Raw genomic sequence first — 26,865 nt, 5'->3', positions numbered from 1 at the left:
GACCGCTGCAGGCGGATCGGACAGGATCGATCCGCTTCGATCACACTCGAGCACACGGGACGAGACATGTCGACGACGACCGCCAAGCCCTTCACCGGCCCCCTCCGCCGCCGCTTCGGCGCCGCCCTCGACGCGGAGGCGCTGGTCCCCCTCCTGGCCGCCGCCCGGCTCCCCCTCGGGGTGCTCGAGCACGCGCCGACCCTCGAGGCGCTCCGGCGCCGTGCGGAGGAGGACCTCGGCACGCCGTGGCCGCAGCCGCTGCTCTCGCACTACGCCCGCTACGCCCGCGACGGCAACCGGACCGACTACGAGGGCCGCATCGGCGAGCGCCAGCGCCGCCTCACCCGCGCCGCCGTGCTCGCAGCGGCCACCGGCGAGCAGCGCTGGCTCGACGAGACGGCCGACGGCGTGCAGCTGCTGTGCGAGCAGAGCAGCTGGAGCTGGGCCGCGCACGACGACGCGCTGCCCCTGCTCGGCCGGGTCGTCCCTCCGATCGACCGCCCCTACCTGGATCTCGGAGCGGGTGAGGTGGTCGGGCAGCTGGCGTGGATCGACGCCCTGCTGGGCGAGCCGCTCGGCCGACGGGCCCCTGGCCTGCGCGAGCGGATGCGTGCCGAGACGCGGACGCGCGTGATCCGGCCGTTCCTCGACCGGCGCGACTGGCACTGGCTCGGGCTCGACGGCGACGTGCACAACTGGAACCCGTGGATCCACGGCAACGTCCTGCTCGCCGCCGTCGCGCTGGTCGACGACCCGGAGGAGCGGGCCGACGTCATCGCGCTGCTGCTCGAGGGGCTCGACCGGTTCCTGGACTCGCTGCCGGCGGACGGCGCGATCGACGAGGGCTTCGCCTACTGGTGGAACGGCGCCGGCCGGGCGCTCGAGACCCTGGAACTGCTGGCCGAGGCGACCGACGGCGCGCTCGACGCCTCCGAGCTGCCCGTCGTGCGGCAGGCCGTGCGGTTCCCCCATCGGATGCACCTGGGCGGTGCGTGGTACGCGAACGTCGCCGACGGGCCGGCGCGCGCCTCCGACACTCTGCCCTGGCACGTGCTGCACCGCTGGGGGCGGCGGATCGGGGACCGGGACGTGATCGCGCACGCCGCCGTCCAGCGCCGGCCGGCCGAGCCGCTCGCCGATCCGGCGGCCGGGCTCGGGCGCCTCGTCCGCGCCCTCTCGGACCGGCAGTGGATCGCGGCCGAGCCCGGGCCGGCGCCCCTCGTCTCCCCCACCTGGCTGCCGTCGGTGCAGCTCCTCGTGACGCGCGAGCACCCGGGCGGCGCGGAGGGTCTGGCCCTCGTCGTCAAGGGCGGGCACAACGGCGAGCACCACAACCACCTCGACGTCGGCAGTGTGATCGTGGCGCTGGACGGCGTGCCCGTGCTGGTCGACGCCGGACAGCCGACGTACACGTCGCAGACCTTCGGCCCTGAGCGGTACGGCATCCGCGCGATGCAGAGCCGCTGGCACTCCGCTCCGGCACCGTGGGGTCTCGAGCAGGGGGTCGGCCGCGGGTTCGGCGCGTCGGACGTCTCGTCGGGACCGGCCGGGCTCCTGCTCGAGCTCGCCACCGCGTACCCCCTGCCCGCCGGATCGAGCCTGAGGCGCCGCGCCCGGCGCGAGGGGGCGCAGGTCGTCGTCGAGGACGAGTGGCGCCTGCCCCGCCCCGCGAGCGTTGTGGTGGACGGCGTCGAGGTGCACCTGCTGATCGCGGGAGACGTGGAGCTGCAGGACGGCGCCGCGGTCGTGACTCCGATCGAGGGGGCGCGGCGGCTGAGGCTCGAGTGGACCGGCGCCGAGGCGACGACGGAGGAGTGGCTGCTCGAGGATCCGCTGCTCGAGGCGAGCTGGGGGGTGCGGCTGACCCGGCTGACGCTGACGGTCGGCGCGGAGGGCGCCGAGGTCTTCGAGGGCGCGCTGCGCGTCACGGCGTCGGTGGCCTGAGGGCTCGGCCCTGCGCGGACCGGCCGTTCGGCGACGCTCGGCGGGAATGCGCTTGCCCCCGATCGATCCGCGGTCCTACACTCTGGTAAACGCTTTCCGCCCGGCCCGTCGGCCGATCGGGGCACCGCACAGCAGAAGGGCCTCCCGTGTCAGAGTCGACCACCCCCGCCACCACCTCCGCCGAACCGCGGACCCTCGGCATCATCATGAACGGCGTCTCGGGCCGCATGGGATACCGCCAGCACCTCGTCCGCTCGATCCTCGCGATCCGTGAGCAGGGCGGAGTCCTGCTCTCGGACGGCACCCGCGTGCAGCTCGAGCCGCTGCTCGTCGGGCGCAGCGAGGCCAAGCTCGCCGAGCTCGCCGCGAAGCACGGTCTGCAGCACTGGACCACCGACCTCGACGCCGCGCTCGCCGACCCGAAGTGGCAGATCTACGCCGACTTCCTGGTCACCAAGGCCCGCGTCCCCGCGTTGAAGAAGGCCATCGCCGCCGGCAAGGACATCTACACCGAGAAGCCCACCGCCGAGAGCTACGCCGAGGCGCTCGAGATCGCCGAGCTGGCCAAGGAGGCCGGCATCAAGAACGGCGTCGTGCACGACAAGCTCTACCTGCCCGGCCTGCAGAAGCTCAAGCGCCTGATCGACTCCGGATTCTTCGGCCGCATCCTCTCGGTGCGCGGCGAGTTCGGCTACTGGGTCTTCGAGGGCGACTGGCAGGACGCTCAGCGCCCCAGCTGGAACTACCGCAAGGAGGACGGCGGCGGCATCATCGTCGACATGTTCCCGCACTGGAACTACGTGCTCGAGAACCTGTTCGGCGCCGTCGAGGGCGTCTACGCCAAGGCCGCGACCCACATCCCGGTGCGCGTCGACGAGAACGGCGAGGAGTACACCGCCACCGCCGACGACGCGGCCTACGCGATCTTCGACGTCGCGGGCGGCGCGACCGTGCAGCTGAACTCCTCCTGGGCCGTGCGCGTGAACCGCCCGGAGCTCGTGGAGTTCCAGGTCGACGGCACCCTCGGCAGCGCGGTCGTCGGACTCTTCGGCGCCAAGGTGCAGCCGCGCGTCGCGACCCCCAAGCCGACCTGGAACCCCGACCTGCCCGAGCAGCACGTCTACGCCGAGGACTGGCAGGAGCTGCCCGTCAACGACGTCTTCGAGAACGGCTTCAAGACGCAGTGGGAGGAGTTCATCCGCCACGTGGTCGAGAACGGCCCGCACCCCTACGACTTCTTCGCCGGCGCCCGCGGCGTCCGCCTCGCCGAGCTGGGCCTCGAGTCGGCTCGCGAGGGCCGCCGGATCGACGTCGCCGCGCTCGACGCCGAGGCCGACGAGCAGGCCCTCGCCGCCACCTCCGCCGAGGTCGCTCCGTGACCGACGTCACCCTGCTCGCCGCGGACGGATCGCTCCGCACGCACACCGTCTCTCGCGCGCCGGACCTCGTGCGCCCCCGCCGTCCGCTGGGCGCGCGGGTGGCCTACGCGGCCGCGCACGTCGTCCCGGTCACCTGGGCCGAGAACACCCCCGGCAGCCCCGCGGCCGTCGATTGGGACGCGACGCTCGCGTTCCGGCACCACGTCTGGTCGTGGGGCCTCGGAGTCGCCGACGCGATGGACACCGCCCAGCGCAACATGGGCATGGACTGGGCCGCGACCACCGAGCTCATCCGCCGCAGCGGCGCCGAGGCGGCCTCGGTCGGCGGCGACGTCGTGGTCGGAGTGAACACGGACCAGCTGACCGACGACGTCGTGCCGCTCGAGCGCGTCATCGACGCGTACCTCGAGCAGCTCGAGGTCGCGGAGGACGCCGGAGTCGGCGTGGTGCTGATGGCCAGCCGCCACCTCGCCCGCGCGGCGGAGTCCGGAGCGGACTACGAGCGCGTCTACCGCGCCGTGCTCGAGCGGGCCTCGCGCCCGGTCGTGCTGCACTGGCTCGGACCGGCGTTCGACTCCGTGCTCACCGGCTACTTCGGCAGCGAGGACGTCGCCACGGCATCGGACACCGTGATCCGCATCATCGAGGACAACCTCGCGAAGGTGCGCGGCATCAAGATGTCGCTGCTCGACGCGGACGCCGAGATCGCGGTGCGAGCGCGCCTCCCGTTCGGCGCGACGCTCTTCACCGGCGACGACTTCAACTACGTCGGCCTCATCGAGGGCGGGCAGGACGCCGACGGCGAGGTGCGCCACTCCGACGCCCTCCTCGGCGCATTCGCGGCCTTCGCGCCCAACGCCTCCGCCGCGATCCAGGCGCTCGACGCCGACGACGTCGAGGCCTACCGCCGCATCCTCGGGCCCACCGAGGCGCTCGCTCGCCAGGTCTTCGCGGCGCCCACGCAGTACTACAAGACCGGCGTGGCGTTCCTCTCGTGGCTGAACGGCCACCAGACCGCGTTCGCGATGGTCGGCGGACTGCACTCGGCGCGCTCGCTGCCGCACCTCTCCGAGATCGTGCGGCTGGCCGACGAGGCGGGAGCGCTGGAGCGTCCCGAGCTCGCCGCCGCCCGCTGGACGGGCCTGCTCGCCGTGAACGGCGTCGACGCGCTCCGGACGGTGCTCGCATGACCGCGCTCGATCCGGTGGTGCGGGCCGATGCGACCACCGTGCATCCGCGGCTCTCGCTGAACCAGGCGACCATCAAGTACGCGGACCTGCGCGAGGCACTCGACGTCACCGCGCGGGCCGGCTACTCCTCGATCGGCCTGTGGCGCGAGCCCGTCGCCGAGGTGGGGGTCGCGGAGGCGATGCGCCTGGTCGCCGAGAGCGGCCTGCGCGTCTCGAGCCTGTGCCGGGGCGGCTTCTTCACCGTGCCCGAGGGGCCGGACCGCCGCGCGGCCCTCGAGGAGAACCGCCGGGCCATCGACGAGGCGTCCGCGCTGGGCGCACCGGCGCTGGTGCTCGTCGCGGGCGGCCTGCCGACCGGCTCGCGCGACCTCGTCGGCGCGCGCGCCCGGGTCTCGGAGGCACTGGCCGAGCTGGCCGACTACGCACGCGGCTCCGGAGTGCAGCTGGCGATCGAGCCGCTGCACCCGATGTACGCGTCAGATCGCGCCGTCGTCTCGACGCTCGGCCAGGCCCTCGACCTCGCCGCGCCGTTCGAGGCGGCCGCGGTCGGCGTCGTGGTCGACACGTTCCACGTCTGGTGGGACCCGCAGGTGCTGCCGCAGATCCTGCGCGCCGGGGCGGACGGGCGCATCGCCTCGTACCAGGTGTGCGACTGGGCCACTCCGCTCGCCGCCGACGTGCTGCTCTCGCGCCACTACGTGGGCGAGGGGGTCATCGACTTCGCGCTGCTCACGCAGACCGTCGTCGAGGCGGGCTACACGGGCGACATCGAGGTCGAGATCTTCCATCAGGAGGTCTGGGACACGGCGTACGCGGACGTCGCGGCCAAGGTCGCGGCGGGCTTTGCGGAGCACGTGGCTCCGCATCTCTGACCCGCCGCTCAGGCCTCGGCGAGCGCCAGCGTGACGACGAGCGCCGAGTGGACCGTCGGCTCCGAGACCGCGAAGTAGCGCTCGGAGCCGTCGATCCAGGCCTCGGTCGCGCCCTCGCGGGTGCGGAAGCGCACCGCCTCGTCGATGTCCGTGCCGCGACCGTCGGCCTTGGCGACGGCCTGCGCGCGGAGCCCCTCGAGCACCTGCTCGGCGCTCTCCTGCCCGGAGGCGATGCGCTCGCGCACGACGCGGGTGCGGGCCGCGTCGATCCCGACGTCGCGACCGGTGGCCAGCGCCGCGACGACGGCGCCCTCGCAGTGGGCGATGCTGATGCGCATCCGCTCGAGGGCGGGGTGCTCCCCCGCGAGGACGGGGCGGCCGTGCGGTCCGCCGCAGCGGGCGCAGCGGGCCTCCACCGCGATCTCGAGCGGGTCGATGCCGAGCGTCTCGGCGGCGAGCTCGCGCACGAGCACCCGGCCCAGGAGGAAGCTGTCGCGCGCCTCGCGGCGGCCGGTGGCTTCGAAGCGCAGGCGCTCGGCGAGGGTGAGGAGGCGGAGCATCCGGTGCCGCGAGGAGTCGAGCACCTCGGGGCGCGCCCAGCGCAGCTGGACGTCGTCGGTGGCGAGGAGGGGGAGTCCGGTCATGGACCGCACGGTACGGGCCGCAGGCGTCCTCGACGTGACGACCGGGTGGCCGGGGGACGACGCGGCGAAGGGGCGACGGGGCTCGTCCCGCACGCGCGCCCTCGTGTTGACTGGAGGGGATGCAGACGTTCCTCCCGTTCCCCGACTTCCACGCGAGCGCGAGCTCCCTCGACGACCGGCGCCTGGGCAAGCAGCGCGTCGAGACGCTGCAGGTGATGAAGGCGCTCACCGTCGCCGGCTACGGCTGGCAGCACCACCCGGTCACCGCGATGTGGCGCGGCTACCGGCCCGCGCTGATGGAGTACCAGCGCGAGACCTGCGCCGTCTGGACGGAGCGGGGCTTCGCCGACACCTGCCTCGTCAAGACGATGGCCGTGCTCGAGACGGTGCCGGAGGACGCCGAGGCGTACCTGCTCGGCGGCTTCCCGGTGCCGCCGTGGCTGGGCCGGGAGGAGCTGCACCGCTCGCACCGCTCCAAGCTGCTCGCGAAGGCGCCGGAGTTCTATGCACCGCGCTTCCCCGGCACCCCGGACGACCTCGACTACGTCTGGCCCGTCGCGACGTCCTGAGCGGTCAGTGCGCGGTGCGGCGGCGGAGGAACGGGATCGCGAGCGGGTTGCGGAACACGTGCCCGCGGTTCGCCGAGACGAGGCCGCAGATGATGACCACGAGGTGGGCCACGGCCAGCACCGCGAAGACCGTGATCGGGACGCCGATCGGGTAGAAGCTCGTCGACGGCGCGTCGGCGGTCAGCGCGAAGAGCAGCACGAAGTGGCCGACGAGGCAGAGGACGGTGATCAGGACCGTCGTGAGACCCCAGTTCGCCGCCCGCCGGCCGTTCTCGGCGACCGCTCCCCCGCGCCGCCGGGCCGACGGGTACACGGCCGCCATCACGACGCCCGCGACGATCAACGAGAGGAACGGGATCCCGGTCAGGGCGAGGAAGCCGAGGGCGTAGGGCATCGCCCCGGTCGGCGGTGCGGGCTGCGCGGGCGGCAGCGCTTCCGGACGGGGGTCGGGAGGGGTGCTCGACATACCAGCACCCTAGAAGACCGGCCGCGCTCATCCCGCCCTCAGGGCGAGCGCCGGCTCGATCCGCGCGGCACGGAGCGCCGGTCCGACCGCGGACAGCGCCCCCGCCCCCACGCCCGCGACGAGGCCGACGGCGGCGCTGGTCGCGTCGAGCACGGGCGACCAGCCCTGCAGACCGCTGAGCACCGAGGTCGCGAGGACGCCGAGAGCGAGCCCCGAGACGCCACCCGCGAGTCCGATGACCGTCCCCTCGATGAGGAACAGCAGGCGGATGTCGCGTCGGGTCGCTCCGACGGCCCGCCGCAGCGCGATCTCGCGGGTGCGGGCCGACACGGCGAGGAACATCGACGTGGCGCTGCTGAAGCAGACCAGCAGGAGCAGCACGGCCGAGACCACGAGCAGGTTGGCCGCGAGGTCGCTGCTCACCCCGCGGGCGAGCAACCGCAGGTCGGCGACGGTCTCGACGACGACCCTCTCGGGATGCCCCGGGTCGACGGCGAGCGGGATCGATCCGGCCACCGCGGCCGGACGACCCGGGCTCGTCCGGGCGACGACCTGGCGCTCGGACCGCGGAGGAACGGACAGGTCGGTGAGCGAGACGAGGATCGACTCCGTCAGCGCGGGATCCCGCTCCGAGGACGTGAGGAACCCCGCGACGACGACGGACTGCCCTGCGATGCGGATCGTGTCCCCCGTGCGCCCGATGGGGATCCCGAGGTCCTCCGCCGCTCCGATCCCGAGCAGTGCGACGGGCACGCCGTCGACGACGTCGAGCCAGGCCGGCGCCGTCGTGGGGGCGACCGCGACCAGCTCGACGGCGAGGAACGACTCGTCGACCGCCAGGACGGTCGCCTCCGTCGACAGTCCGTCCGGCCCGAGGAGACGCCCCGGTCGTCCCTCCGATCCCGTGAGCAGGACCCTCGGGCCCGCCGCGGAGACTCCGCCGAGACCGGCGATCGCCGCGGCCGCGTGCCGCAGGTCCTCGTCCGAGGAGGACTCGGGCATCCGGACGGTCACCTGGTCGAGCGCTGCGGCGTCGAGCCGCTCGGTCACCTGCTGCGCGGCGGTGGCGCTGATCCCGACCGAGGACACGAGTCCGGCGATCGCGAGGACGAAGGCGGCAAGGACCCCCAGGGTGCGGGCGGGCGAGAGCAGCAGCGCTGACACCGCGTCGGCCAGCACCCAGGCCGGACCACGTCGCCCCCGCTCCCGCGGCACCGCGGTCGCCACTCCTCCGAGCACCCCGAGCCGATCGTCGAGGCCGTCGCCGCTGTCGGCGACGATCGCGCCGTCCTCGAGTCGGATCCGCCGTCCCGCGTTCGCGGCGACCTCCGCCGAGTGCGTGATGAGCACGACCGTGACCCCGCTGCGGTGCAGCTCGACGAGCAGGTCCATCACGACCGCGGTCGTCGCCGAGTCGAGGTTCCCCGTGGGCTCGTCGGCGAGGACGACCGCGGGCCGCCCGACCACGGCGCGGGCCAGGGCGACCCGCTGGCGCTCCCCGCCCGACAGCGTGCCGGCGGGCTGCTCCGCCAGTCGGAGCAGGCCGAAGCGGTCGAGCACCGCGGCGACGGCGGTGGTCTGCGACTCGTGGGACTCCCTCCGCATCCGCAGGGGCAGCGCCGCGTTGCGAGCGACGCTCTCGCCCGGCAGCACGAACGAATCCTGGAACACGAAGCCGAAGGTGCGCGCCCGCAGGGCGTCCCGGTCGCCCTCCGGCAGCTGCGAGACGTCGAGCCCGCCGATGCGGTACTCCCCCGCGTCGGACGAGTCGAGGAGCCCGAGCACGTTGAGGAGCGTCGACTTGCCCGCTCCGGAACGGCCGACGACGGCGACGAACTCGCCCTCGTGCACGTCGAGGTCGATGCTCTGGAGCGCGAGGGTGCCGGTCGCGCCGGCGTAGCGCCGCGAGACGCCGCGGAGGGACAGGAGCGGCACGGTCACGGGCCCACCTCGATCCGATCGCCCTCGAGGAGCCCCGACTCCTCGTCGATGCGCACCCAGCCGTCGCCGGAACCGAGCACCTGGACCGGCACCCGCTCTCCCCGGTCGAAACCCGCCGTCTCGGAGGAGACGACGTAGGGGTCCGTGGACGCGTCGTGGACCGCCGTGAGCGGCACCGCCAGCACCGGCTCGCCCGCCTCGACGGTCGTGAGCGTGACCGTCGACTTCTCGGCGAGATCGGCCCAGTCGGCCGGGAGGTCGACGCGCACGTCGCGTCCCGACACGCTCTGCGCGGTCCCGTCGGCGGCGACGAACCCGCCGACCGTTGCGACGGTGCCGCTCTGCTCGGGCCGTCCGCTCGCCCGCAGGGTCACCGCGGTCCCGACGACGAACTCGTCCGCATCGAGGACGCTCGCGCGGGCGACCACGCGGCGCGGGCTCGTCTGCAGCGTCGCGAGCGGGGCGCCGGCCTCGGCGATCGCGCCGACGTCGAGCACGGTCAGCACGCCGACCGCGTCGGCGTGCAGCTGCACGATCTGCGCGACGTCGATGTAGGCCTCCGGAGCCGCAGCGATCGCCGGAGTCGTGGCCGTCGCGGGAGGTGTCGTCGCCGTCGTGACGGCAGCACCGGTGGCCACCGGACCCGGTGCCGACGGGGACGGCGCCGGAGCGACCACCTCGCCGGGACGGGTCGGCAGGTCGTACCCGAGCCGCTGCCAGAGCTGCTCCGCCGCCGCGAGGGTGCGGGCGGTGAAATCCTCGTCGACGTCGAAGTCGCCGGGGACCACGGCCTTCAGCGCGGTCTCGAACGCCCGCACGTCCTTCCCCTCGTCGCCCACGCGGAGGTCGCGGTACAGGGGCGAGGCGACGTGCAGCGCGATCCGGGGCCGGTCGGCGACGGCGAGCAGGAGCCCTCCGTTGACGAGCGCCGCTCCCGCAGCGGTGCCGACCTCGGTCACGTAGGGCAGCACGTCCTCACCGCCCGCGTCGCGGAAGGCGACCGTCGTCGTGTCCCCCGCGTCGACGGCCCCCTGCAGCATCCGAGCCGGATCGATGGAGCGCCTCTCGACCGCCGCGTCGACCGGCGGAGGAGCCAGGAGCGCCTCGTCGTCGACGACCGACGTCGAGCGCATCGAGGCCCCGAGCGCGACTCCCGCGGCACCGACCAGCAGCACCGCGACCGCGAACACCGCCAGAGCGCGCGGACGCACGACGGCGGGCAGGCGGACACGGGAGGGCGGCTCGTCGCTCACCGGCCGCTCCCCGCGATGATCCGGTCGGCCCGCTCGACGATCTCCCGCTCCTTCTCGGCGACCTCGTCCAGAGCCGCTCGCTCCCGATCGATGAGGGCCGCCTGGTACTGCGCCTCGAGCGAGCTCAGCGTCTCGACCAGCTCGGTCCTCGCCTTGCACTCGACGTCGAGGACGGCCGTCCTGATCGCCGCCTCGGGATCCTCGGGCACCTCGGGAGCCCAGGGCGACGTCTCGCCCTCGCGCAGGCGGAGTCCCTCCGCGACGAGGCAGTCGGTCCACCTGGCCCTCGCCTCGTCCCAGCGCGGGTCCGTCATCGCGAGCATCTTCGCGTCGTCGGCGACCTGCTTGGCCGGACCGGAGATCGCCAGCTCCGCGTCTCCGCTGTAACCGCGCCCGGGCTCCGGGATCCGGGGGGTCGACTCGAGGCAGACGTCGAACGCGGGATCCCATCCGGGATCCGCCGCCGCGGCCGCCATCAAGGCCTCGTTCGCCGCCTCCATCACCGCGTCGTTCGCGGGGTCGAGCCCGTACCCCCACTGCCGGGCGTTCTCCGGGCTCCAGATCCCGTACAGCGTGTCGGGCAGCATGCCCGACGTCGTGAGGTCGAAAGCGGCCGGAGGGTAGGTCCGCCCGCCCTCCCGCATGCACGCGTCCCAGAGCAGCGCGTTCGCCTGGCCCACCCGGCCGAGCGCGGCGGGAGACAGGAAGAACGCGTCGATCGGGAACGTCATCGTCTCGTTCGCCGCGTCCAGGCCGGCCCTGACGTCCGCGTATTCACTGATGTCGACGCGCTCCGGCGTCGTGGCGCCGGTCGGTTCGGGGCCCGGCCCGGTGCACGCGCAGAGCGCGAGCACCGGGACCAGGACGAGCGGCGGGAGTAGGCGGACCCCCGCCATCAGTCGACGCTCGAGATGAAGTCGTTCCAGTCGGAGTGGTACCAGACCCCGGGCGAGCGGTCCTGGAGGTTCGAGATCTTCTCGTACGCCTTCACCTTCAGGTACTGGCCTCCGCGGTCGATGTGCTCGAACCAGGTCTTCTGACCCGGGTACCGGTTCTTGATGCTCGAGATGGAGTCGTTGAAGATGCGGCCGCCGACGGCGTAGTACTCGTGGTAGTTGGCGTTGCCGCGGCCGGAGTAGCTGCTCGAGTAGTCCTTGTCGGTCCAGACGCAGCTGAAGCCGGTGGGGCACTGACTCTCCGCCGCGGTGGCGACGGGAGCAGCGAGGGTCGCTGCGGCGACCGCTACGAGGGCGAAAGCGCTTGCGCGCCGGGTGAGGGACATGGGATCTCCTTCGGATCGGTGAGGTTTCCTCGGAGAGTAGGGACAACACCGGTATGGCGCAATGGCGCTGCCCTGTGGAGGAAGCCCTCGGGCCACCGGCGCGCGGCACCGAGGAGAGCGGACGGGCCGCGCCACCGCACCGAGGCCGCGCTCTCCCGAGCGGCCCCTGCATCGGACCCGCTCGCCGTCATCCTGTGTTTCTTCTCAGGCGATCATCAGCCCTTGGCGCCCGACCATCCCCGACCCGCCGAGCGCGGCGCGCACGCGCCGACCGCCCGGCTGCCTCCGCCCCGCGTCCCAGCCCCCTTTCAGGCCTCGGACCGGGCCTTCGTCTTCGGGAGGTCTCGGGTTAGTCTGTCGAGGTTGACCTGTCGCAGAGCGCGTCAGGGCGTCGGTCGCGACCGTCGCGAGACCGGGGGTACCCGAAGGAGACGGATTGGCGACGGACAGACGGACCACCGGCGGCGTGATCAAGGCGATCGTCGGCTTCCTGGGCATGAGCGTCGTGGCCGGAGTCCTCGTGACCGCCACGGTGACGCCCGCTGTGGCGATCGCCGGCGTCGCCGCGAACCAGTCCATCGGCGTCTTCGACGGCCTCCCCGAGTACCTCGAGGTCGACAAGCTCTCCGAGAAGAGCAACATCTTCGCCACGCGCGCCGACGGCTCGACCCAGCTGCTCGCCTCCTTCTACGTCGAGAACCGCGTCGAGGTCCCGCTCGACCAGATCTCGCAGTTCGCTAAGGACGCCGCGGTCTCGGGCGAGGACCCGCGCTTCTACGAGCACGGCGGAGTCGACCTCCCCGGCACCCTGCGCGCGGTCGCTCAGACCTACGTGCTCGGCAACGACGTGCAGGGCGGCTCCTCCATCACGCAGCAGTACGTGAAGAACGTGCTCATCGAGAAGGCCGTCCGCAACATCACCGACGAGGCCGAGCGCGCCGCGGCGATCGAGAGCGCGACGAAGACCACTCCCGAGCGCAAGCTCCGCGAGATGAAGCTCGCGATCGGTCTCGAGAAGGAGTACACGAAGGACCAGATCCTCCAGGGCTACCTGAACATCGCGTTCTTCGGCGGCACCACCTACGGCCTCGAGACGGCCGCCAACTACTACTTCAACACCACCGCCGCGAATCTCACGATCGCCCAGGCCGCGAGCCTCATCGCCATCGTGAACAACCCGGCGAACCTGCGCCTGGACCAGCCCGACGACCCCGACAACGGCGCCGCGAACGGCTACGCCCGCAACAAGGACCGGCGCGACTACATCATCGGCAAGATGCTGGAGGAGGGGAAGATCACGCAGGCGGACCACGACGCGGCCCTCGCCACGCCGGTCCAGCCCGCGATCACCGAGCCCAGCACCGGCTGCTCGACCGCCGGCAACGCGGGCTTCTTCTGCGACTACGTCACGAACGTCCTCAAGAACTCCCCCACCTTCGGCGACAACGAGGACGCGCGGTGGACGAACTTCCGCCGCGGCGGCCTCGACGTCTACACGACGCTCGACGTCTCCCTCCAGGACACGGCGGTGAACGCCGTGAACGCGCAGGTCCCCGAGACGTGGAACTTCGACGTCGGCGCCGTCGCCGTCAGCGTCGAGGTCGGCACCGGCCGGGTGCTCGCGATGACGCAGAACAAGAAGTACTCGCAGGACCCCGACGTCCTGAACGCCGACGCCTCCTACAGCGCGATCAACTTCAGCACCGACAAGGAGTACGGCGGCTCCTCCGGCATCCAGCCGGGATCCACGTACAAGCTCTTCACCCTGATCGAGTGGCTGAAGGAGGGGCACAGCATCAACGAGCGCGTCGACGGCACGCGCAAGTCGACCTGGGGCACCTTCACCGACTCGTGCGTGGACGGCGGAACCGACACGAACAACGAGACGAGCGCCAAGAACGACGAGGGCGGCACCGGAGAGGTGGGCACGCCCGTCTCCTTCACGAAGACGTCGCTGAACACCGGCTTCGTCGGCATGGCGCGCAAACTCGACCTCTGCGGGATCCGAGACACCGCCCTCGACATGGGCGTGAAGCAGGGCCGCGGCGCCGAGCTCGAGCACAATCCGTCCTCGGTCCTCGGCACCAACTACGTCTCTCCGCTCTCGATGGCGGGCGCGTACGCGACCGTCGCCTCGGGCGGCATCACCTGCGACCCCATCGCGATCGACCGCATCACCGACACGGCCGGGGCGGAGCAGCCGGTCCCGCCGGCCAACTGCCGCCAGTCGATCGACGCGAACGTCGCCGCCACCGCCGCCGTCGCCCTGCAGTCGACCTTCACGGCGGGCGGCACGGCGACCGCCTCGCGCACCCGCGACAGCATCCCGCTGATCGGCAAGACCGGCACGACCGACAGCGCCGCCGCCACCTGGATGAGCGGAGCGAGCACCCGGGTCGCGACCGTCGTCGGCGTCTTCAACGTGAAGGGCGCCGCGAACCTGCGCCTCCGCCAGTTCAACTTCGACTCCGGGTCCGCGGCGACCGCCCGTCACCGCATCTGGCCGGTCGTGATGGCGGCCGCGAACGCCGAGTACGGCGGAGCGGCCTTCCCGAAGGCGAACGGCTCGCTCCAGGTCGTGCCGCGGGTCGAGATCCCCGATGTGACGGGGCTCGCCCTCGCGGATGCGAAGGCCAAGCTGTCCGCGGCGGGCTTCCCCCTCATCGAGGGCGGCACCGAGGCGTCCGACGCCCCGGTCGGCACCGTGACGCGCCAGGACCCGTCGGGCTCGGCTCAGGCGGGCACCGGCATCACGGTGTTCACCAGCAGCGGGAACCAGAAGACGGTGCCGGACGTGACAGGTCAGGACCTGGAGGCGGCGAAGGCCGCTTTCGGGGCCGCCGGATTCACGCAGATCACGCTGTCCTGCACCGAGGCCGGCGATGCGCCGGACACCGGGAAGGTGACCGGTCAGGAGCCGGCGGGCGGCTCCTCCGTCGCCCCGGACGCAGCCCTGAAGGTCTCGATCACCGCGAAGAAGTGCCCCTGACGGGTATAGCCGGCTGAGTCCGGCTCGTCAGACCACGTTCGGCTCGCGGAATCCTCGGATTCCTGCGAGCCGAACGTGTTCCTGCGAGCCGAACGTGTTCCTGCGAGCCGGACCTACTGCCCGCGCCCCCGGATCGCCCCGACGATCGCGACCACCGCGAAGTGCACGATGAGCGCCGCGATGCCGAAGCACGCCAGCGCCCCGCTCGCTTCGGCGTAGGGCCGTGCCGCGTCGGTCATCGATCCCGGCGTGACGACGTCGAGCGCGAAGAAGCCGACCGCCAGCCCGAAGCAGACGAGCGAGATCCAGAGCAGTGCGCGGATCGCGCGACCGACCGGGTCGTAGTAGCGCGGGTTCGACATCGGGCCTCCGGTTCTCGTGCTCTCCCGTGTCTATCCGCCGGAGCGGGCCCGCGCAAGCGGTCGCGCGAGCGGCCCGGCGCACACCACGACGCCCCGGCTCCCGAGGTGAGGGAGCCGGGGCGTCGGCGGGCGGCGGGCTACGCCGCCAGCGGCATCCGCGACGAGGACGTCACGACCAGCTCGCCGCCGACGGCGTCCACGTGCACCGCGCCTCCGTCGGTCACGTCGCCGCTCACGAACAGGTCGGCGATGCGGTCGTCGACCGAGCGCTGCACGAGGCGGCGGAGCGGACGGGCACCGTACTGCGGCTCGTAGCCGTGCTCGGCGAGCCAGTCGATCGCCGCCTCCGTGACCTCGAGCGACACCTCGCGCGGCGCGAGACGGGCCCGGGTCGCGTCGAGCACGATGCCCACGATCTCGCGGAGCTGCTCGCGACCGAGCTTGCGGAACAGCACGATCTCGTCGATGCGGTTGAGGAACTCGGGCCGCATCGCCTCGCGGAGCCGGCCCATGACGCGGTCGCGCAGGTCCTTCTCCGAGGCGAAGCCCTCGGCCGACGCGTCGCTCTGCGCGACGAAGCCGAGCGCGCCGGAGCGCGAGGCCAGGAACTCCGACCCCAGGTTCGAGGTCATGATGATCACCGTGTTGCGGAAGTCGACCGTGCGGCCCTGGCCGTCGGTCAGACGCCCGTCGTCGAGCACCTGCAGGAGCACGTTGAACACGTCGGGGTGCGCCTTCTCGATCTCGTCGAACAGCACGACGGAGTAGGGGTTCCGCCGCACGCGCTCGGTGAGCTGGCCGGCCTCGTCGTAGCCGACGTACCCGGGAGGGGCGCCGACCAGCCGCGAGACGGTGTGCCGCTCGCCGAACTCGCTCATGTCGAAGCGGATCACGGACTGCTCGTCGGCGAAGAGCGAGCCGGCCAGCGTGCGCGCCAGCTCGGTCTTGCCGACGCCCGTCGGACCGAGGAACAGGAACGAGCCGACGGGACGCGAGGCGTCGCCGAGGCCGGTCCGGCTGCGGCGGACGGCGCGGGCGACCGCGGTCACCGCGTCGTCCTGGCCGATGACGCGCCGGTGCAGCTCGTCCTCGAGGTGCGCGAGCCGCTCGCGCTCCCCCTCCGTCAGGCGCGACACGGGGATGCCCGTGGCGCGGGCCACGACGGCCGCGATCTCCGTCTCGCCCACTTCGGCCCCGGTCGTCGCGCGTCCGGTCGAGGTCGCGGCGTCGAGCTGTGCCTGCACCGAGGAGATCTCGTCGCGCAGTCGCGACGCCTCCTCGTAGTGCTCGGCCGAGACGGCCGCGTTCTTGTCGCCCTCGAGCACCGCGAGGCGCTCGAGCAGGGCCGCGGTGTCGACTCCGGCGCCCAGCGAGAGGCGGAGGCGCGCACCGGCCTGGTCGATCAGGTCGATCGCCTTGTCGGGCAGCACGCGGTCCGGCAGGTAGCGGTCCGACAGCTCCACGGCGGCGCGCAGGGCGTCGTCGGTGAAGCTCACGCGGTGGTGCTCCTCGTAGGCCTGACGCAGTCCGTGGAGGATCGCGACGGCGTCCTCGACCGACGGCTCGCCCACGCGGACGGGCTGGAAGCGGCGCTCGAGCGCCGGGTCCTTCTCGATCGTGCGGTACTCCTTGAGCGTGGTCGCTCCCACCAGGTGCAGCTCGCCGCGGGCGAGCCGGGGCTTGAGGATGTTGCCCGCGTCCATGCCGCCCTCGCCGGCGCCACCGGCGCCGACGACGGTGTGCACCTCGTCGATGAAGACGATCAGCTCGCCGGAGCGGGCCGCGATCTCGTCCATCGTCTTCGTCAGGCGCTCCTCGAAGTCGCCGCGGTAACGGGTGCCGGCGAGCATGCCGGGGAGGTCGAGGGAGACGACGCGCTTGTCGCGCAGCTGCTCCGGGGCCTCGCCCGCGACGATCGCGCGGGCCAGGCCCTCGACGATCGCGGTCTTGCCGACGCCGGCCTCGCCGACGAGCACCGGGTTGTTCTTGGTGCGCCGGCTGAGGATCTCGATGGTCTGCTCGATCTCGTCGGCGCGGCCGATGACCGGGTCGAGCTTCCCGTCGCGGGCGAGCTGCGTGAGGTCGGTGCCGTACGTGTCGAGCATCGGCGTCTCGGAGGCGGGCGTGCCGGTCTCCTGCTGCTGCTCCGGACCGGTGGTGACGGTCTCGCGCAGTCCCTGGGTGAGCGCCTCCGCCGTCACACCGGCGCGCGCCAGGACCTGCCCGGCGGGCGCGTCCTGACCGAGCACGAGCGCGAAGAAGAGGTGCTCGGGATCGATGTAGGTCGATCCGCTCGAGCGGGCGACCTGGTAGCTGTGGAACAGCGCCCGCTGGGCGCTGGGCGTGATGGTGGCGGCGTTCGGCGACGCCTGCCCTTCGGCGGCCTGCGGCAGGCGCGCCTCCGTCGCGGTCGCGATCGCGCCGGGGTCGACGCCGATGCGCCGGACGGCCTGCGCGACGGCCTCGTCGTCGACGAGGACGCGCAGCACGTGCAGCGCGTCGAGCTCGGTCTGGCCGCGCTCGAGGGCGAAGCGTCCTGCGGACTGCAGGATGCTCTGGGTACGGGCGGTGAGGAATCGGCTGAGGTCGATGGACCGCGCCGCGCGGGCGCGCTCACCGTCGAGGTAGCGGGCGAGGAAGTCGTCGAACGAGCTCGCTCCGGCCTCGTTGAAGTTGTCGGGCACCAGTCCTCCTGAAGAGTTGAGTCACTTGCACTCAAGTTCAACGCGGAGAGCCGGATCCTATTCCCGGGTCGTCGCTGTACAGCTCCCCCCGCCCTCGGTACCGTCGAGTCATGAGCAGTGACGGAGGAGAGGTGCGTGCGCAGGAGCGCGCGAGACCGACGGCTCCGTCGCTGCAGGAGCTGCGAGCGCACCGCGAGGAACTGCTCGACCTGGCGTCTCGCTCCGGGATCACCTCGGTCGCCGTCTTCGGTTCGGTCGCACGCGGCACATCGACGAACGGCAGCGACATCGACCTGATCGTCGACGCCGAGCCCGGCACGAGCTACTTCTCCCTCGCGGCCTTCGCTCTCGGCGCGGAAGCGCTTCTCGGTCGCTCCGTCGACGCCGTCTTCCGGTCAGGTCTGCGTCGAGGACGAGACGACGCCGTGCTCCGCGATGCGGTGCCTCTGTGACGGACCGATCGGCACGCTGGCTCGACCTGATCGTCGAGGACTGCGCGAAAGCGCAGGCCGCAAGAGCCACATCGGTGACTGACAGCCACAAGTGCTGAGCACATGGAGATCGAGTTCGACGCCGTCGTCGTCTTCTGGCGCGGGCCGGCGCCCTGGCACTTCGTGCGGGTGCCGGAGGAGCACGTCCCGGCGATCGCGGACGCCGCGGCCCACGTGTCGTACGGCTGGGGCATGATCCCCGCGACGGTCGTGCTCGGCGCGAGCACTTGGAGCACGTCGCTCTGGCCGAAGGACGGCGGCTACCTGGTGCCACTCAAGACCGCAGCGCGCCGGGCGGAAGGCGTCGAGGTCGACTCCGCCGTCACCGTGCGCCTGCGCATCTGACGCCTGCCGGACGTGCGAGAGGGCACGGCCGGAGCCGCGCCCTCTCTGTGCGCCGACGCGCCTTTCCTCCGGGGTGGGAGCTCTAGGGGACCGTGTAGCCGGCGGCGCGGAACATCTCGTACCACTCGGCCCGGGTCAGGGGGATGTCGGAGCCGAGTGCCGCGTCGTGCACGCGCTGCTCGTTGGTGGTGCCGAGCACGACCTGCATGTTCGCGGGGTGGCGCGTGATCCACGCGGTCGCGATGGCGATCGCGGGCACGTCGTACTGCGCGGCGAGGCGGTCGATCACGGCGTTGAGCTCCGTGTACGCGGGGTTGTCGAGGAAGACCCCGGTGAAGAAGCCCGCCTGGAACGGCGACCACGCCTGCACGGTGATGTCGTTGAGGCGGCAGTAGTCGACGATGCCGCCGTCGCGCATGATCGACTGGTCGAGCGCCGCCATGTTCGACGCGACTCCCTGCGCGATCAGCGGAGCGTGCGTGACCGAGAGCTGCAGTTGGTTCGCCACGATCGGCTGGTTCAGCGACTTCTTCAGCAGCTCGATCTGGAACGGCGTGTGGTTCGAGACGCCGAAGTGCGTCACCTTGCCGGCGGCGTGCAGCTCGTCGAAGGCGCGGGCGACCTCGTCCGGCTCGACGAGCGCGTCGGGGCGGTGCAGGAGCAGCACGTCGATGCGGTCGGTCCGAAGAGCCTTCAGCGACCCCTCGACGGACTCGACGATGTGCTCGTAGGAGAAGTCGAAGTAGGGGCCGTCGCCGACGATGCCGCACTTGGTCTGCAGCACGATCTCGTCGCGCTGGGACGGGGTGAGCTGCATCGCCTCGGCGAAGCGCTCCTCGCAGTGGTGCACGGCGTTGCCGTAGACGTCGGCGTGGTCGAAGAAGTCGATGCCGGAGTCGCGCGCGGTGCGCACGAGATCGCGGATGGCGTCGTCGGTCATGTCGGGGATGCGCATGAGGCCGAGGACGACGTTCGGGGATTCGATGCCGGAGGCACCGAGGGGGACGTGCTTCAAGAGGGACTCCTTCGTCGGGTACTCCCCCACGGTAGGGGGGCCGGCTGAGTGGCGTCCAACAGCGGGTGCTGGTGCGATTCATGCGACGGAGTGGTCAATCCGGACGCTTGCTCGCCCCCCTTCCCGGTGGCAGGGTGCCGTCATGACGATCGAGGTGCGCCCGGCGTCCGTCTTCGACGACGTCGCGACGATGAACGGGCCGAAGCGAGCGGATGCGAGCGTGTGCTGGTGCCTGAGCTACCGGTTGCTCTCCTCCACCGAGAACACCTCCCTCCGCGGTCCTGCGCGGGGCGAGCGGATGCGCGAACTGGTGGCGCAGGATCCCCCGCCTGGCGTCCTCGCCTACGACGGCGACGAGGTGGCGGGCTGGGCCGCCGTGCACCGCCGCGCCGACACGAGCTACGCGAAGAACCGCAGAATCCCGCACGTCGACGACCTCGACGTGTGGACCGTCTGGTGCATCCGCGTCCGCCCGGGCTTCCGCCGCCGCGGCATCTCGCACGCCCTACTCGCGGGAGCCGTCGACTTCGCTCGGTCTCACGGCGCTCCGGCGATCGAGGGCTACCCGGTCGACAACCACGGCGCGAAGGTCGAGCAGACGATGGCCTACGTCGGCACCCGCGCTCTGTTCGAGCGCGCCGGCTTCTCCTGGGCGGCCGACACCACCTCGGTATTGAACGGCTTCCCGCGGGTGCTGATGCGCCTGCCGCTCTGAGTGCCCGGCGCCCGGGAACGAGGAACGGCCCCTCACCCGTGTCGGGGAGGGGCCGTTCGCCGTGGAGGACCGGACGTGGTGTCGACGCCTAGAAGTCCCAGTCCTCGTCCTCGGTGTTCACGGCCTTGCCGATCACGTAGGAGGAGCCGGAGCCCGAGAAGAAGTCGTGGTTCTCGTCCGCGTTGGGCGAGAGGGCCGACAGGATCGCGGGGTTCACATCGGTGACCTGCTTGGGGAACATCGGCTCGTAGCCGAGGTTCATCAGGGCCTTGTTGGCGTTGTAGTGCAGGAACTTCTTGACGTCCTCGGTCAGGCCGAGCTGGTCGTAGAGGTCCTGCGTGTACTGCGCCTCGTTGTCGTAGAGCTCGTAGAGCAGCGAGAACGTGTAGTCCTTGATCTCGTCGCGCTTGGCCTGGTCGACGCGCTCGAGGCCCTTCTGGAACTTGTAGCCGATGTAGTAGCCGTGCACGGCCTCGTCGCGGATGATGAGGCGCACGAGGTCGGCCGTGTTGGTGAGCTTGGCCCGCGAGGACCAGTACATCGGCAGGTAGAAGCCGGAGTAGAAGAGGAACGACTCGAGCAGCGTCGAGGCGACCTTGCGCTTCAGCGGGTCGTCGCCGCGGTAGTAGTCCATGACGATCTCGGCCTTCTTCTGAAGGTTCGGGTTCTCCACGGACCAGCGGAATGCCTCGTCGATGTCCTGGGTGTTGGACAGCGTCGAGAAGACCGACGAGTAGCTCTTCGCGTGCACCGACTCCATGAACGCGATGTTCGTGTAGACGGCCTCCTCGTGCGGGGTGATCGCATCGGGGATGAGCGACACCGCGCCGACCGTGCCCTGGATGGTGTCGAGCAGGGTCAGGCCCGTGAACACACGCATCGTGAGCTGCTGCTCCTCGTGGGTCAGCGTGTTCCACGACTGGATGTCGTTGGACAGCGGGACCTTCTCGGGCAGCCAGAAGTTGCTCGTGAGGCGGTTCCAGACCTCCACGTCCTTGTCGTCCTGGATGCGGTTCCAGTTGATGGCGTTGACGTGGCTGACCAGCTTGAGCTTCTCAGGGGGAGTCATGATCTCTTCTTCGTGCGGATAGGTCGTGCAGAGGTGTCGAAAGGGGCAGCGGCGGACGCTACAGCATGCAGCTGACGCAGCCGTCGACCTCCGTGCCCTCGAGCGCGAGCTGGCGGAGACGGATGTAGTAGATGGTCTTGATGCCCTTGCGCCAGGCATAGATCTGCGCGCGGTTGATGTCGCGGGTGGTCGCGGTGTCCTTGAAGAACAGCGTCAGCGAGAGGCCCTGGTCGACGTGCTGCGTCGCCGCGGCGTAGGTGTCGATGATCTTCTCGTAGCCGATCTCGTACGCGTCCTGGTAGTACTCCAGGTTGTCGTTCGTCATGAACGGAGCCGGGTAGTAGACGCGGCCGAGCTTGCCCTCCTTGCGGATCTCGATCTTCGACGCGATCGGGTGGATCGAGGACGTCGAGTTGTTGATGTACGAGATCGAGCCGGTCGGCGGGACGGCCTGCAGGTTCTGGTTGTAGATGCCGTGCTCCATGACCGAGGCCTTGAGCGAGCGCCAGTCGTCCTGGGTGGGGACGGCGATGCCGGCCTCGGCGAAGAGGCGGGCGACGCGCTCGGTGGCGGGAGCCCATTCCTTCTCGGTGTAGGTGTCGAAGAACTCGCCCGAGGCGTACTTCGAGTCGGCGAAGCCCTCGAAGGTGGTGCCGCGCTCGATCGAGATGTTGTTGGAGGCGCGCAGGGCGTGGAACAGCACCGAGTAGAAGTAGATGTTGGTGAAGTCGATGCCCTCCTCGGATCCGTAGTGGATGCGCTCGCGGGCGAGGTAGCCGTGCAGGTTCATCTGGCCCAGGCCGATGGCGTGCGACTTGTCGTTGCCGTCCTCGATCGAGCGGACCGAGGTGATGTGCGACTGGTCGGACACCGAGGTGAGGCCGCGGATCGCGGTCTCGATGGTGCGGCCGAAGTCGGGCGAGTCCATGGTCAGCGCGATGTTCATCGAGCCGAGGTTGCAGGAGATGTCCTTGCCGATGGTGGCGTAGGAGAGGTCCTCGTTGTAGGTCGTCGGGGTGTTGACCTGCAGGATCTCGGAGCACAGGTTCGACATGTTGATGCGGCCCTTGATCGGGTTCGCCTTGTTCACCGTGTCCTCGAACACGATGTAGGGGTAGCCCGACTCGAACTGGATCTCGGCGATGGTCTGGAAGAACTCGCGCGCCGAGATCTTGGTCTTCTTGATGCGCGGGTCGTCGACCATCTCGCGGTACTTCTCGGAGATCGAGATGTCGCCGAAGGGCAGGCCGTAGACGCGCTCGACGTCGTACGGCGAGAAGAGGTACATGTCCTCGTTGTTCTTCGCGAGCTCGAACGTGATGTCGGGCACGACGACGCCGAGGGACAGCGTCTTGATGCGGATCTTCTCGTCGGCGTTCTCGCGCTTGGTGTCGAGGAAGCGCAGGATGTCGGGGTGGTGCGCCGAGAGGTACACGGCTCCCGCACCCTGGCGGGCGCCGAGCTGGTTGGCGTAGCTGAAGCTGTCCTCGAGGAGCTTCATCACGGGGATGATGCCCGAGGACTGGTTCTCGATCTGCTTGATCGGGGCGCCGGCCTCGCGGATGTTGGAGAGCGAGAGCGCCACTCCGCCGCCGCGCTTGGAGAGCTGCAGCGCGGAGTTGATGCCGCGGGCGATCGACTCCATGTTGTCCTCGATGCGCAGCAGGAAGCACGAGACGAGCTCGCCGCGCTGGGCCTTGCCCGTGTTGAGGAACGTGGGGGTCGCGGGCTGGAAGCGGCCGGCGACGATCTCCTCGACGAGGGCGACGGCGAGCTTCTCGTCGCCCTGGGCGAGTCCGAGGGCGGTCATCACGACGCGGTCCTCGAAGCGCTCGAGGTAGCGCTTCCCGTCGAACGTCTTGAGCGTGTACGACGTGTAGTACTTGAAGGCGCCGAGGAACGTCGCGAAGCGGAACTTCTTGGAGTAGGCGAGGTCGTTCAGCTGCTGGATGAACTCGAACGAGTACTGATCGAGCACGGCCTGCTCGTAGTACTCCTTCTCGACCAGGTAGTCCAGGCGCTCCTTGAGGGAGTGGAAGAACACGGTGTTCTGGTTGACGTGCTGCAGGAAGTACTCGCGAGCGGCCTCGCGATCCTTGTCGAACTGGATCTCTCCGTTCGGGCCGTACAGGTTCAGCATCGCGTTGAGCGAGTGGTAGTCCATCTGCGCGGCGTCCCGGGGGGCGTCGATCACTGCTGCGTCCAAAACGTGTCCAATCCTTCATCGACGGCGCGGACGTCGTCGGGGGTTCCGAATACTTCGAAGCGGTAGAGGTGCGGCACGGCGCACTTCCTCGCGATGATGTCGCCGGCGAGGCAGTAGGCCTCGCCGAAGTTCGTGTTGCCGGCGCCGATGACGCCGCGGAGCAGGGAGCGGTTGCGGGGCTGGTTCAGGAACCGGATGACCTGCTTGGGCACCGCTCCCCCGTCGATCCCGCCGCCGTAGGTCGGCAGGACGAGCACGTAGGGCTCGTCGACGTGGAGCGTGTCGGCCTTCGCCCCGTCGCGGTGCGAGTGCAGCGGGATGCGCTGCGCGGGCCGCCCCAGCTTCTCGATGAAGCGGTGCGTGTTGCCCGAGCTGCTGGAGAAGTAGACGAGCTCACTCATCGTGTGCTCCTCCTCCGGGTGCCCTGCGGGGCGTCGTGGCGGTCGTTCCGGTGAGGACCCGAGCCTCGCGACTCGGATCCTCCGCCGGTCCGGGGCAGAACCTGCCCACCCGGACCGGCGGAGCGTGGGGCCGCCGCGTCGGGGAGGGACGCGGGCGGCGAGGGGTGTCAGGCCCCGAGGGTCGCGATCTTGTCGGGGCGGAAGCCGCTCCAGTGGTCGTCGTCGGTGATGACGACGGGCGCCTGCAGGTAGCCGAGCGCCTTGACGGCCTCGAGGGCCTTCTCGTCGACGGAGAGGTCGAACACCTCGTAGTCGATGCCCTTGCTGTCGAGGGCGCGGTAGGTCGCCGTGCACTGAACGCAGGAGGGCTTGGTGTAGACCGTCACGGCCATGCGTGTCGTCCTTTCCGGGAGGGTGTCTGGGCCGGCTCCGAGGCGTTCCGTCGGCGTGCCGATCGGGGTGGGAGACGGTCGTGAATGGTACGTCTGGGGTGGTGCTGGGCGCCGGAGGGACGCTCGCCCCGACCTGCTCAGCAATACTACATATAGGGGGGCGCCCGGCGGGAGCCCACTAGGGCTAGTAGTTACATTCGTGTAGTTATCCACCGGTTCGTCCCCCGTTCATCCACAGGCCGAGGCCCGCGGATCCGCGTGAGGACGCGGATCGCCCGGAGTTATCCACCGCTGTGGAGAGGCTCCCGGCGTTCCCTGTGTACAACGCTCGTCGGCGTGTCGCTGTTCCCGACATCCGGGGTCGGAGGCAGGGCCGGACCACCACATGTAGGGGTCGTCGCGCGTCCGGGATCATGCTCGAACGGTAGGCCGCACCACCGACACCGGGGGCGCGGCCGAGAGCTCTCAGGCCAGGCGCGCCAGGTCCCGCGCCACGGCCCGGAGGTACGGCAGCGGGTCCGCGATCGCCGCGGCGGCCGACCCCGCGGCCTCGACCAGCGAGCCCGACGCGGCGAAGCCCGTGGTGGGCGCCTGGATCGCTCCGGCGACCAGCATCGCCCGCGCACCGGCCTCCTCCGCCAGCCCCAGGAGGTAGGACGGCACCTTCCCCGCCCTCGACTGGGCGTCGAAGCGCCCCTCCCCCGTGAGCACGACGTCCGCACCGTTGATCAGCGCGGGGAGGCCGAGCGCCTCGCCCACGGCGGCCGAGCCGGGGGCGAGGCGGGCGCCCCATGCGAGCAGGCCGAACCCGGTGCCGCCGGCCGCGCCCGTGCCCGCCTCCTCCGGATCGGCGTCGAGGTGCGCGGCCAGGTGCCGCAGCCCGTCGTCGAGCCGCAGCACGTCGTCGCGTGAGGCGCCCTTCTGCGGTCCGAACACGTGCGCTGCTCCGGAGTCGCCCAGCAGCGGGTTCGTCACGTCGCTGAGGATCAGCGCGCCGCCGACCGGAACCCGCCGCAGCGCGTGCAGGTCGACGGCCGCGAGGTCGTGCAGGGCGCCTCCGCCGTCTGCGATCTCGTGCCCGGACACGGTGAGGAAGCGCGCGCCCAGCTCGCGGAGGGCCCCGACTCCGCCGTCGGTGGAGGAGCTGCCGCCGATCGCCAGCAGGAGCGAGTGCGCCCCGGCGTCGAGAGCGGCCGCGATCGCCTGCCCGAACCCCCGGGTGTGCGCGGTCAGGGGGCGGAGCGGATCGAGCAGGGTGATGCCGCTGCCGGAGGCGAGCTCGACGACCGCCGCGCCGTCGGGCAGGAGCAGCCACGAGGTCTCGACCGGCCTGTCGTCGGGCCCGGTCACGGTGAGCGTGTGCCGCGCCGCCTCGGGGACGGCGACCTCGAACGCGTCGACCGTCCCCTCCCCGCCGTCGGCCATCGGAGCGAGCACGACCTCGTCTCCGGGACGCTCCTCGCTCCAGCCCTCGGCGAGCGCCTCCGCGACCTCGACGGCCGTCGCGGACCCCTTGAAGGAGTCGGGGGCGATCACGACACGAAGGGCTGCGCTGCTCATGCGCCCCATTCTGGCAGCCGCGCTCGGCCCGCCACTCGGCAGGAAACGGGCTCCGAGCGCCTCGCACAGCCCGGTTCGCGGCCGATCGACGCCGGCCTGTGAAGAATCTGCTCGCCCGAACGGGACATCGGGCACGATGACGCGATGCCCCGGCCCGCGCCCCTCCCGCTCGAACTGCGCGGACGCGCCTTCTCGGTGGAGGAGGCGCGGGCCGCCGGCGTGACGGAGGACCGGCTCCGCGCGTCCGATCTGGCGATCCCCTTCCGCGGAGTGCGGGCACCGGCCGGAGCCGTGACGAGCGTCCTCGAGCGCGCCACGGCGTACGCGACGATCATGCGGCGCTCCGTGTTCTGCGGACTGACCGCCGCTCGGCTCTGGCCGCTGGATCTTCCGAGCGAGCCTCCGGACGAACCGCTGCACGTCGCGGTCCGGCATCCGGCGCGAGCCCCGCGAGGGCGTGGGCTGGTCGGCAGCTCGCTCGCGGACCCCGAGCTGAACGCCGTGCGCCGGGGCGGGCTGCTCCTGGCCGACGGCGCGAGCGTCTTCTGCCAGCTCGGCGACGTGCTCCGGCTGGAGGATCTGGTCGCGGTCGGGGATGCGCTCGTCCTCTCTCCCGTGAAGCCGCGGACGGGCGATCCCCGACCGTGGGTCCCCCTGCCCGAGCTGCAGCGCCGCGTCGAGCGCCTCGAGGGCCGCGGATCACGCGCCGTTCGTCGCGCGCTCGCCCTCGTCCGCGAGGGAGCGGAGTCGCGGCGCGAGACCCGGCTCCGCCTCGTCCTCGTGACCGCGGGACTCCCCGAGCCCGAACTGCAGGTCGAGCTGTTCGACGCACTCGGGAGGATCGGCCGGGTCGATCTGCTCTACCGGAGGTGGCGTGTCGTGGTGGAGTACGAGGGCGACCACCACCGTACGGACCGCGAGCAGTGGGGTCGCGATCTGATCCGCTACGAGAGGCTCGCGGCGGCGGGCTGGACGGTGGTGCGCATCGCCTCCGCCTCGTTCGACGCGGATCCGCTCGGCTGCGCCGCCCGCGTCCGTCGGCCGCTCCTTGCGGGCGGATGGCGTCCCTCGTCGTGACAGCAGCACGGACCCGAGC

24 protein-coding genes are annotated in these 26,865 nt (G+C 71.4%); 10 read left to right on the top strand and 14 right to left on the bottom strand.

Annotated elements, in window-relative coordinates; all coding sequences use genetic code 11:
- Window positions 1-66: 66 nt before the first annotated feature.
- The 4 genes from ASF48_RS11190 (at window position 67) to ASF48_RS11175 (ending at window position 5,385) form a co-directional block, all read left to right on the top strand.
- On the top strand, window positions 67-1,944 hold the full coding sequence (locus tag ASF48_RS11190) for a heparinase II/III family protein (protein ID WP_055791147.1): 1,878 nt from the start codon (window positions 67-69) through the stop codon (window positions 1,942-1,944).
- 206 nt (window positions 1,945-2,150) lie between these two features.
- Window positions 2,151-3,323: a Gfo/Idh/MocA family protein gene (locus ASF48_RS11185; protein ID WP_055791607.1), complete on the top strand. Its 1,173-nt coding sequence runs from the start codon at window positions 2,151-2,153 to the stop codon at window positions 3,321-3,323.
- A complete protein-coding gene (locus tag ASF48_RS11180) occupies window positions 3,320-4,513 on the top strand; it encodes a DUF993 family protein (protein ID WP_055791145.1) in 1,194 nt (397 codons plus the stop codon). The genes ASF48_RS11185 and ASF48_RS11180 overlap by 4 nt, the downstream gene beginning before the upstream one ends.
- Window positions 4,510-5,385 carry a sugar phosphate isomerase/epimerase family protein gene (locus tag ASF48_RS11175; RefSeq protein WP_055791142.1) on the top strand — a complete coding sequence of 292 codons (876 nt, stop codon included), beginning with the start codon at window positions 4,510-4,512 and terminating at the stop codon, window positions 5,383-5,385. Before ASF48_RS11180 ends, ASF48_RS11175 begins: the two co-directional genes overlap by 4 nt.
- Window positions 5,386-5,393: 8 nt before the next feature.
- Here ASF48_RS11175 and ASF48_RS11170 read toward each other — a convergent pair whose 3' ends face one another.
- On the bottom strand, window positions 5,394-6,029 hold the full coding sequence (locus ASF48_RS11170; protein ID WP_055791139.1) for a 4'-phosphopantetheinyl transferase family protein: 636 nt from the start codon (window positions 6,027-6,029) through the stop codon (window positions 5,394-5,396).
- Between the two features lie 119 nt (window positions 6,030-6,148).
- Here ASF48_RS11170 and ASF48_RS11165 point away from each other — a divergent pair, with 119 nt between their 5' ends.
- Complete coding sequence (locus tag ASF48_RS11165; RefSeq protein WP_055791135.1) at window positions 6,149-6,598, top strand: MSMEG_6728 family protein; 450 nt, start codon at window positions 6,149-6,151, stop codon at window positions 6,596-6,598.
- 4 nt (window positions 6,599-6,602) lie between these two features.
- On the opposite strand, the gene ASF48_RS11160 is transcribed toward ASF48_RS11165, so the two are convergent.
- Genes ASF48_RS11160 through ASF48_RS11140 form a run of 5 tightly spaced genes read right to left on the bottom strand, consistent with a single transcriptional unit; the run spans window position 6,603 to window position 11,540 of the window.
- Complete coding sequence (locus ASF48_RS11160) at window positions 6,603-7,064, bottom strand: DUF4870 domain-containing protein (RefSeq protein WP_082481290.1); 462 nt, start codon at window positions 7,062-7,064, stop codon at window positions 6,603-6,605.
- Between the two features lie 27 nt (window positions 7,065-7,091).
- Entirely contained in the window at window positions 7,092-9,005 is a 1,914-nt protein-coding gene (locus ASF48_RS11155) for an ABC transporter ATP-binding protein/permease (RefSeq protein WP_055791129.1), read from the bottom strand.
- Window positions 9,002-10,258: a hypothetical protein gene (locus tag ASF48_RS11150; protein ID WP_055791126.1), complete on the bottom strand. Its 1,257-nt coding sequence runs from the start codon at window positions 10,256-10,258 to the stop codon at window positions 9,002-9,004. The genes ASF48_RS11155 and ASF48_RS11150 overlap by 4 nt, the downstream gene beginning before the upstream one ends.
- On the bottom strand, window positions 10,255-11,154 hold the full coding sequence (locus tag ASF48_RS11145; RefSeq protein ID WP_055791123.1) for a hypothetical protein: 900 nt from the start codon (window positions 11,152-11,154) through the stop codon (window positions 10,255-10,257). The genes ASF48_RS11150 and ASF48_RS11145 overlap by 4 nt, the downstream gene beginning before the upstream one ends.
- Window positions 11,154-11,540, bottom strand: coding sequence for a peptidase inhibitor family I36 protein (locus ASF48_RS11140; protein ID WP_055791120.1), 387 nt, complete (start codon window positions 11,538-11,540; stop codon window positions 11,154-11,156). Before ASF48_RS11140 ends, ASF48_RS11145 begins: the two co-directional genes overlap by 1 nt.
- 436 nt (window positions 11,541-11,976) lie before the next feature.
- On the opposite strand from ASF48_RS11140, the gene ASF48_RS11135 reads away from it, so the two are divergent.
- Window positions 11,977-14,529, top strand: a complete 2,553-nt coding sequence (locus tag ASF48_RS11135) for a transglycosylase domain-containing protein (RefSeq protein WP_157603148.1) — start codon at window positions 11,977-11,979, stop codon at window positions 14,527-14,529.
- Between the two features lie 113 nt (window positions 14,530-14,642).
- Here ASF48_RS11135 and ASF48_RS11130 read toward each other — a convergent pair whose 3' ends face one another.
- Together ASF48_RS11130 and ASF48_RS11125 are read right to left on the bottom strand one after the other, a co-directional pair.
- Window positions 14,643-14,891 carry a hypothetical protein gene (locus ASF48_RS11130; protein ID WP_055791114.1) on the bottom strand — a complete coding sequence of 83 codons (249 nt, stop codon included), beginning with the start codon at window positions 14,889-14,891 and terminating at the stop codon, window positions 14,643-14,645.
- Window positions 14,892-15,028: 137 nt separating this feature from the next.
- Window positions 15,029-17,575, bottom strand: coding sequence for an ATP-dependent Clp protease ATP-binding subunit (locus tag ASF48_RS11125; RefSeq protein WP_055791110.1), 2,547 nt, complete (start codon window positions 17,573-17,575; stop codon window positions 15,029-15,031).
- Window positions 17,576-17,685: 110 nt separating this feature from the next.
- Between ASF48_RS11125 and ASF48_RS11120 the strand changes: the two genes are divergently transcribed.
- Window positions 17,686-18,027, top strand: coding sequence for a nucleotidyltransferase family protein (locus tag ASF48_RS11120; protein ID WP_055791107.1), 342 nt, complete (start codon window positions 17,686-17,688; stop codon window positions 18,025-18,027).
- 102 nt (window positions 18,028-18,129) lie between these two features.
- Window positions 18,130-18,411 carry a DUF1905 domain-containing protein gene (locus ASF48_RS11115; RefSeq protein WP_055791104.1) on the top strand — a complete coding sequence of 94 codons (282 nt, stop codon included), beginning with the start codon at window positions 18,130-18,132 and terminating at the stop codon, window positions 18,409-18,411.
- A gap of 82 nt (window positions 18,412-18,493) precedes the next feature.
- Here ASF48_RS11115 and ASF48_RS11110 read toward each other — a convergent pair whose 3' ends face one another.
- Window positions 18,494-19,426 (bottom strand): aldo/keto reductase, encoded by a 933-nt coding sequence (locus ASF48_RS11110; protein ID WP_268788506.1) that lies wholly within the window; start codon window positions 19,424-19,426, stop codon window positions 18,494-18,496.
- Window positions 19,427-19,568: 142 nt separating this feature from the next.
- On the opposite strand from ASF48_RS11110, the gene ASF48_RS11105 reads away from it, so the two are divergent.
- Entirely contained in the window at window positions 19,569-20,141 is a 573-nt protein-coding gene (locus ASF48_RS11105) for a GNAT family N-acetyltransferase (protein ID WP_055791102.1), read from the top strand.
- An 88-nt stretch (window positions 20,142-20,229) separates the two neighbouring features.
- Here the strand turns inward: ASF48_RS11105 and nrdF are convergent, their stop codons facing one another.
- The 5 genes from nrdF to ASF48_RS11080 form a co-directional block, all read right to left on the bottom strand.
- A complete protein-coding gene (gene nrdF, locus ASF48_RS11100; protein ID WP_055791099.1) occupies window positions 20,230-21,210 on the bottom strand; it encodes a class 1b ribonucleoside-diphosphate reductase subunit beta in 981 nt (326 codons plus the stop codon).
- Window positions 21,211-21,268: 58 nt separating this feature from the next.
- On the bottom strand, window positions 21,269-23,374 hold the full coding sequence (nrdE, locus tag ASF48_RS11095) for a class 1b ribonucleoside-diphosphate reductase subunit alpha (protein ID WP_055791597.1): 2,106 nt from the start codon (window positions 23,372-23,374) through the stop codon (window positions 21,269-21,271).
- Between the two features lie 26 nt (window positions 23,375-23,400).
- Window positions 23,401-23,817 carry a class Ib ribonucleoside-diphosphate reductase assembly flavoprotein NrdI gene (nrdI, locus tag ASF48_RS11090; RefSeq protein WP_055791095.1) on the bottom strand — a complete coding sequence of 139 codons (417 nt, stop codon included), beginning with the start codon at window positions 23,815-23,817 and terminating at the stop codon, window positions 23,401-23,403.
- A gap of 167 nt (window positions 23,818-23,984) precedes the next feature.
- Window positions 23,985-24,209 carry a glutaredoxin-like protein NrdH gene (nrdH, locus tag ASF48_RS11085; protein ID WP_055791091.1) on the bottom strand — a complete coding sequence of 75 codons (225 nt, stop codon included), beginning with the start codon at window positions 24,207-24,209 and terminating at the stop codon, window positions 23,985-23,987.
- 465 nt (window positions 24,210-24,674) lie between these two features.
- Window positions 24,675-25,769, bottom strand: coding sequence for a glycerate kinase (locus tag ASF48_RS11080; protein ID WP_055791088.1), 1,095 nt, complete (start codon window positions 25,767-25,769; stop codon window positions 24,675-24,677).
- 144 nt (window positions 25,770-25,913) lie between these two features.
- Between ASF48_RS11080 and ASF48_RS11075 the strand changes: the two genes are divergently transcribed.
- On the top strand, window positions 25,914-26,846 hold the full coding sequence (locus tag ASF48_RS11075; protein WP_055791086.1) for a hypothetical protein: 933 nt from the start codon (window positions 25,914-25,916) through the stop codon (window positions 26,844-26,846).
- The last annotated feature ends 19 nt before the right edge of the window (window positions 26,847-26,865 follow it).

The sequence above is a fragment of the Rathayibacter sp. Leaf299 genome (genome assembly GCF_001423055.1).
Taxonomy (GTDB): Bacteria; Actinomycetota; Actinomycetes; order Actinomycetales; family Microbacteriaceae; genus Rathayibacter; species Rathayibacter caricis.
This window is presented reverse-complemented; position numbering and strand designations above follow the sequence as displayed.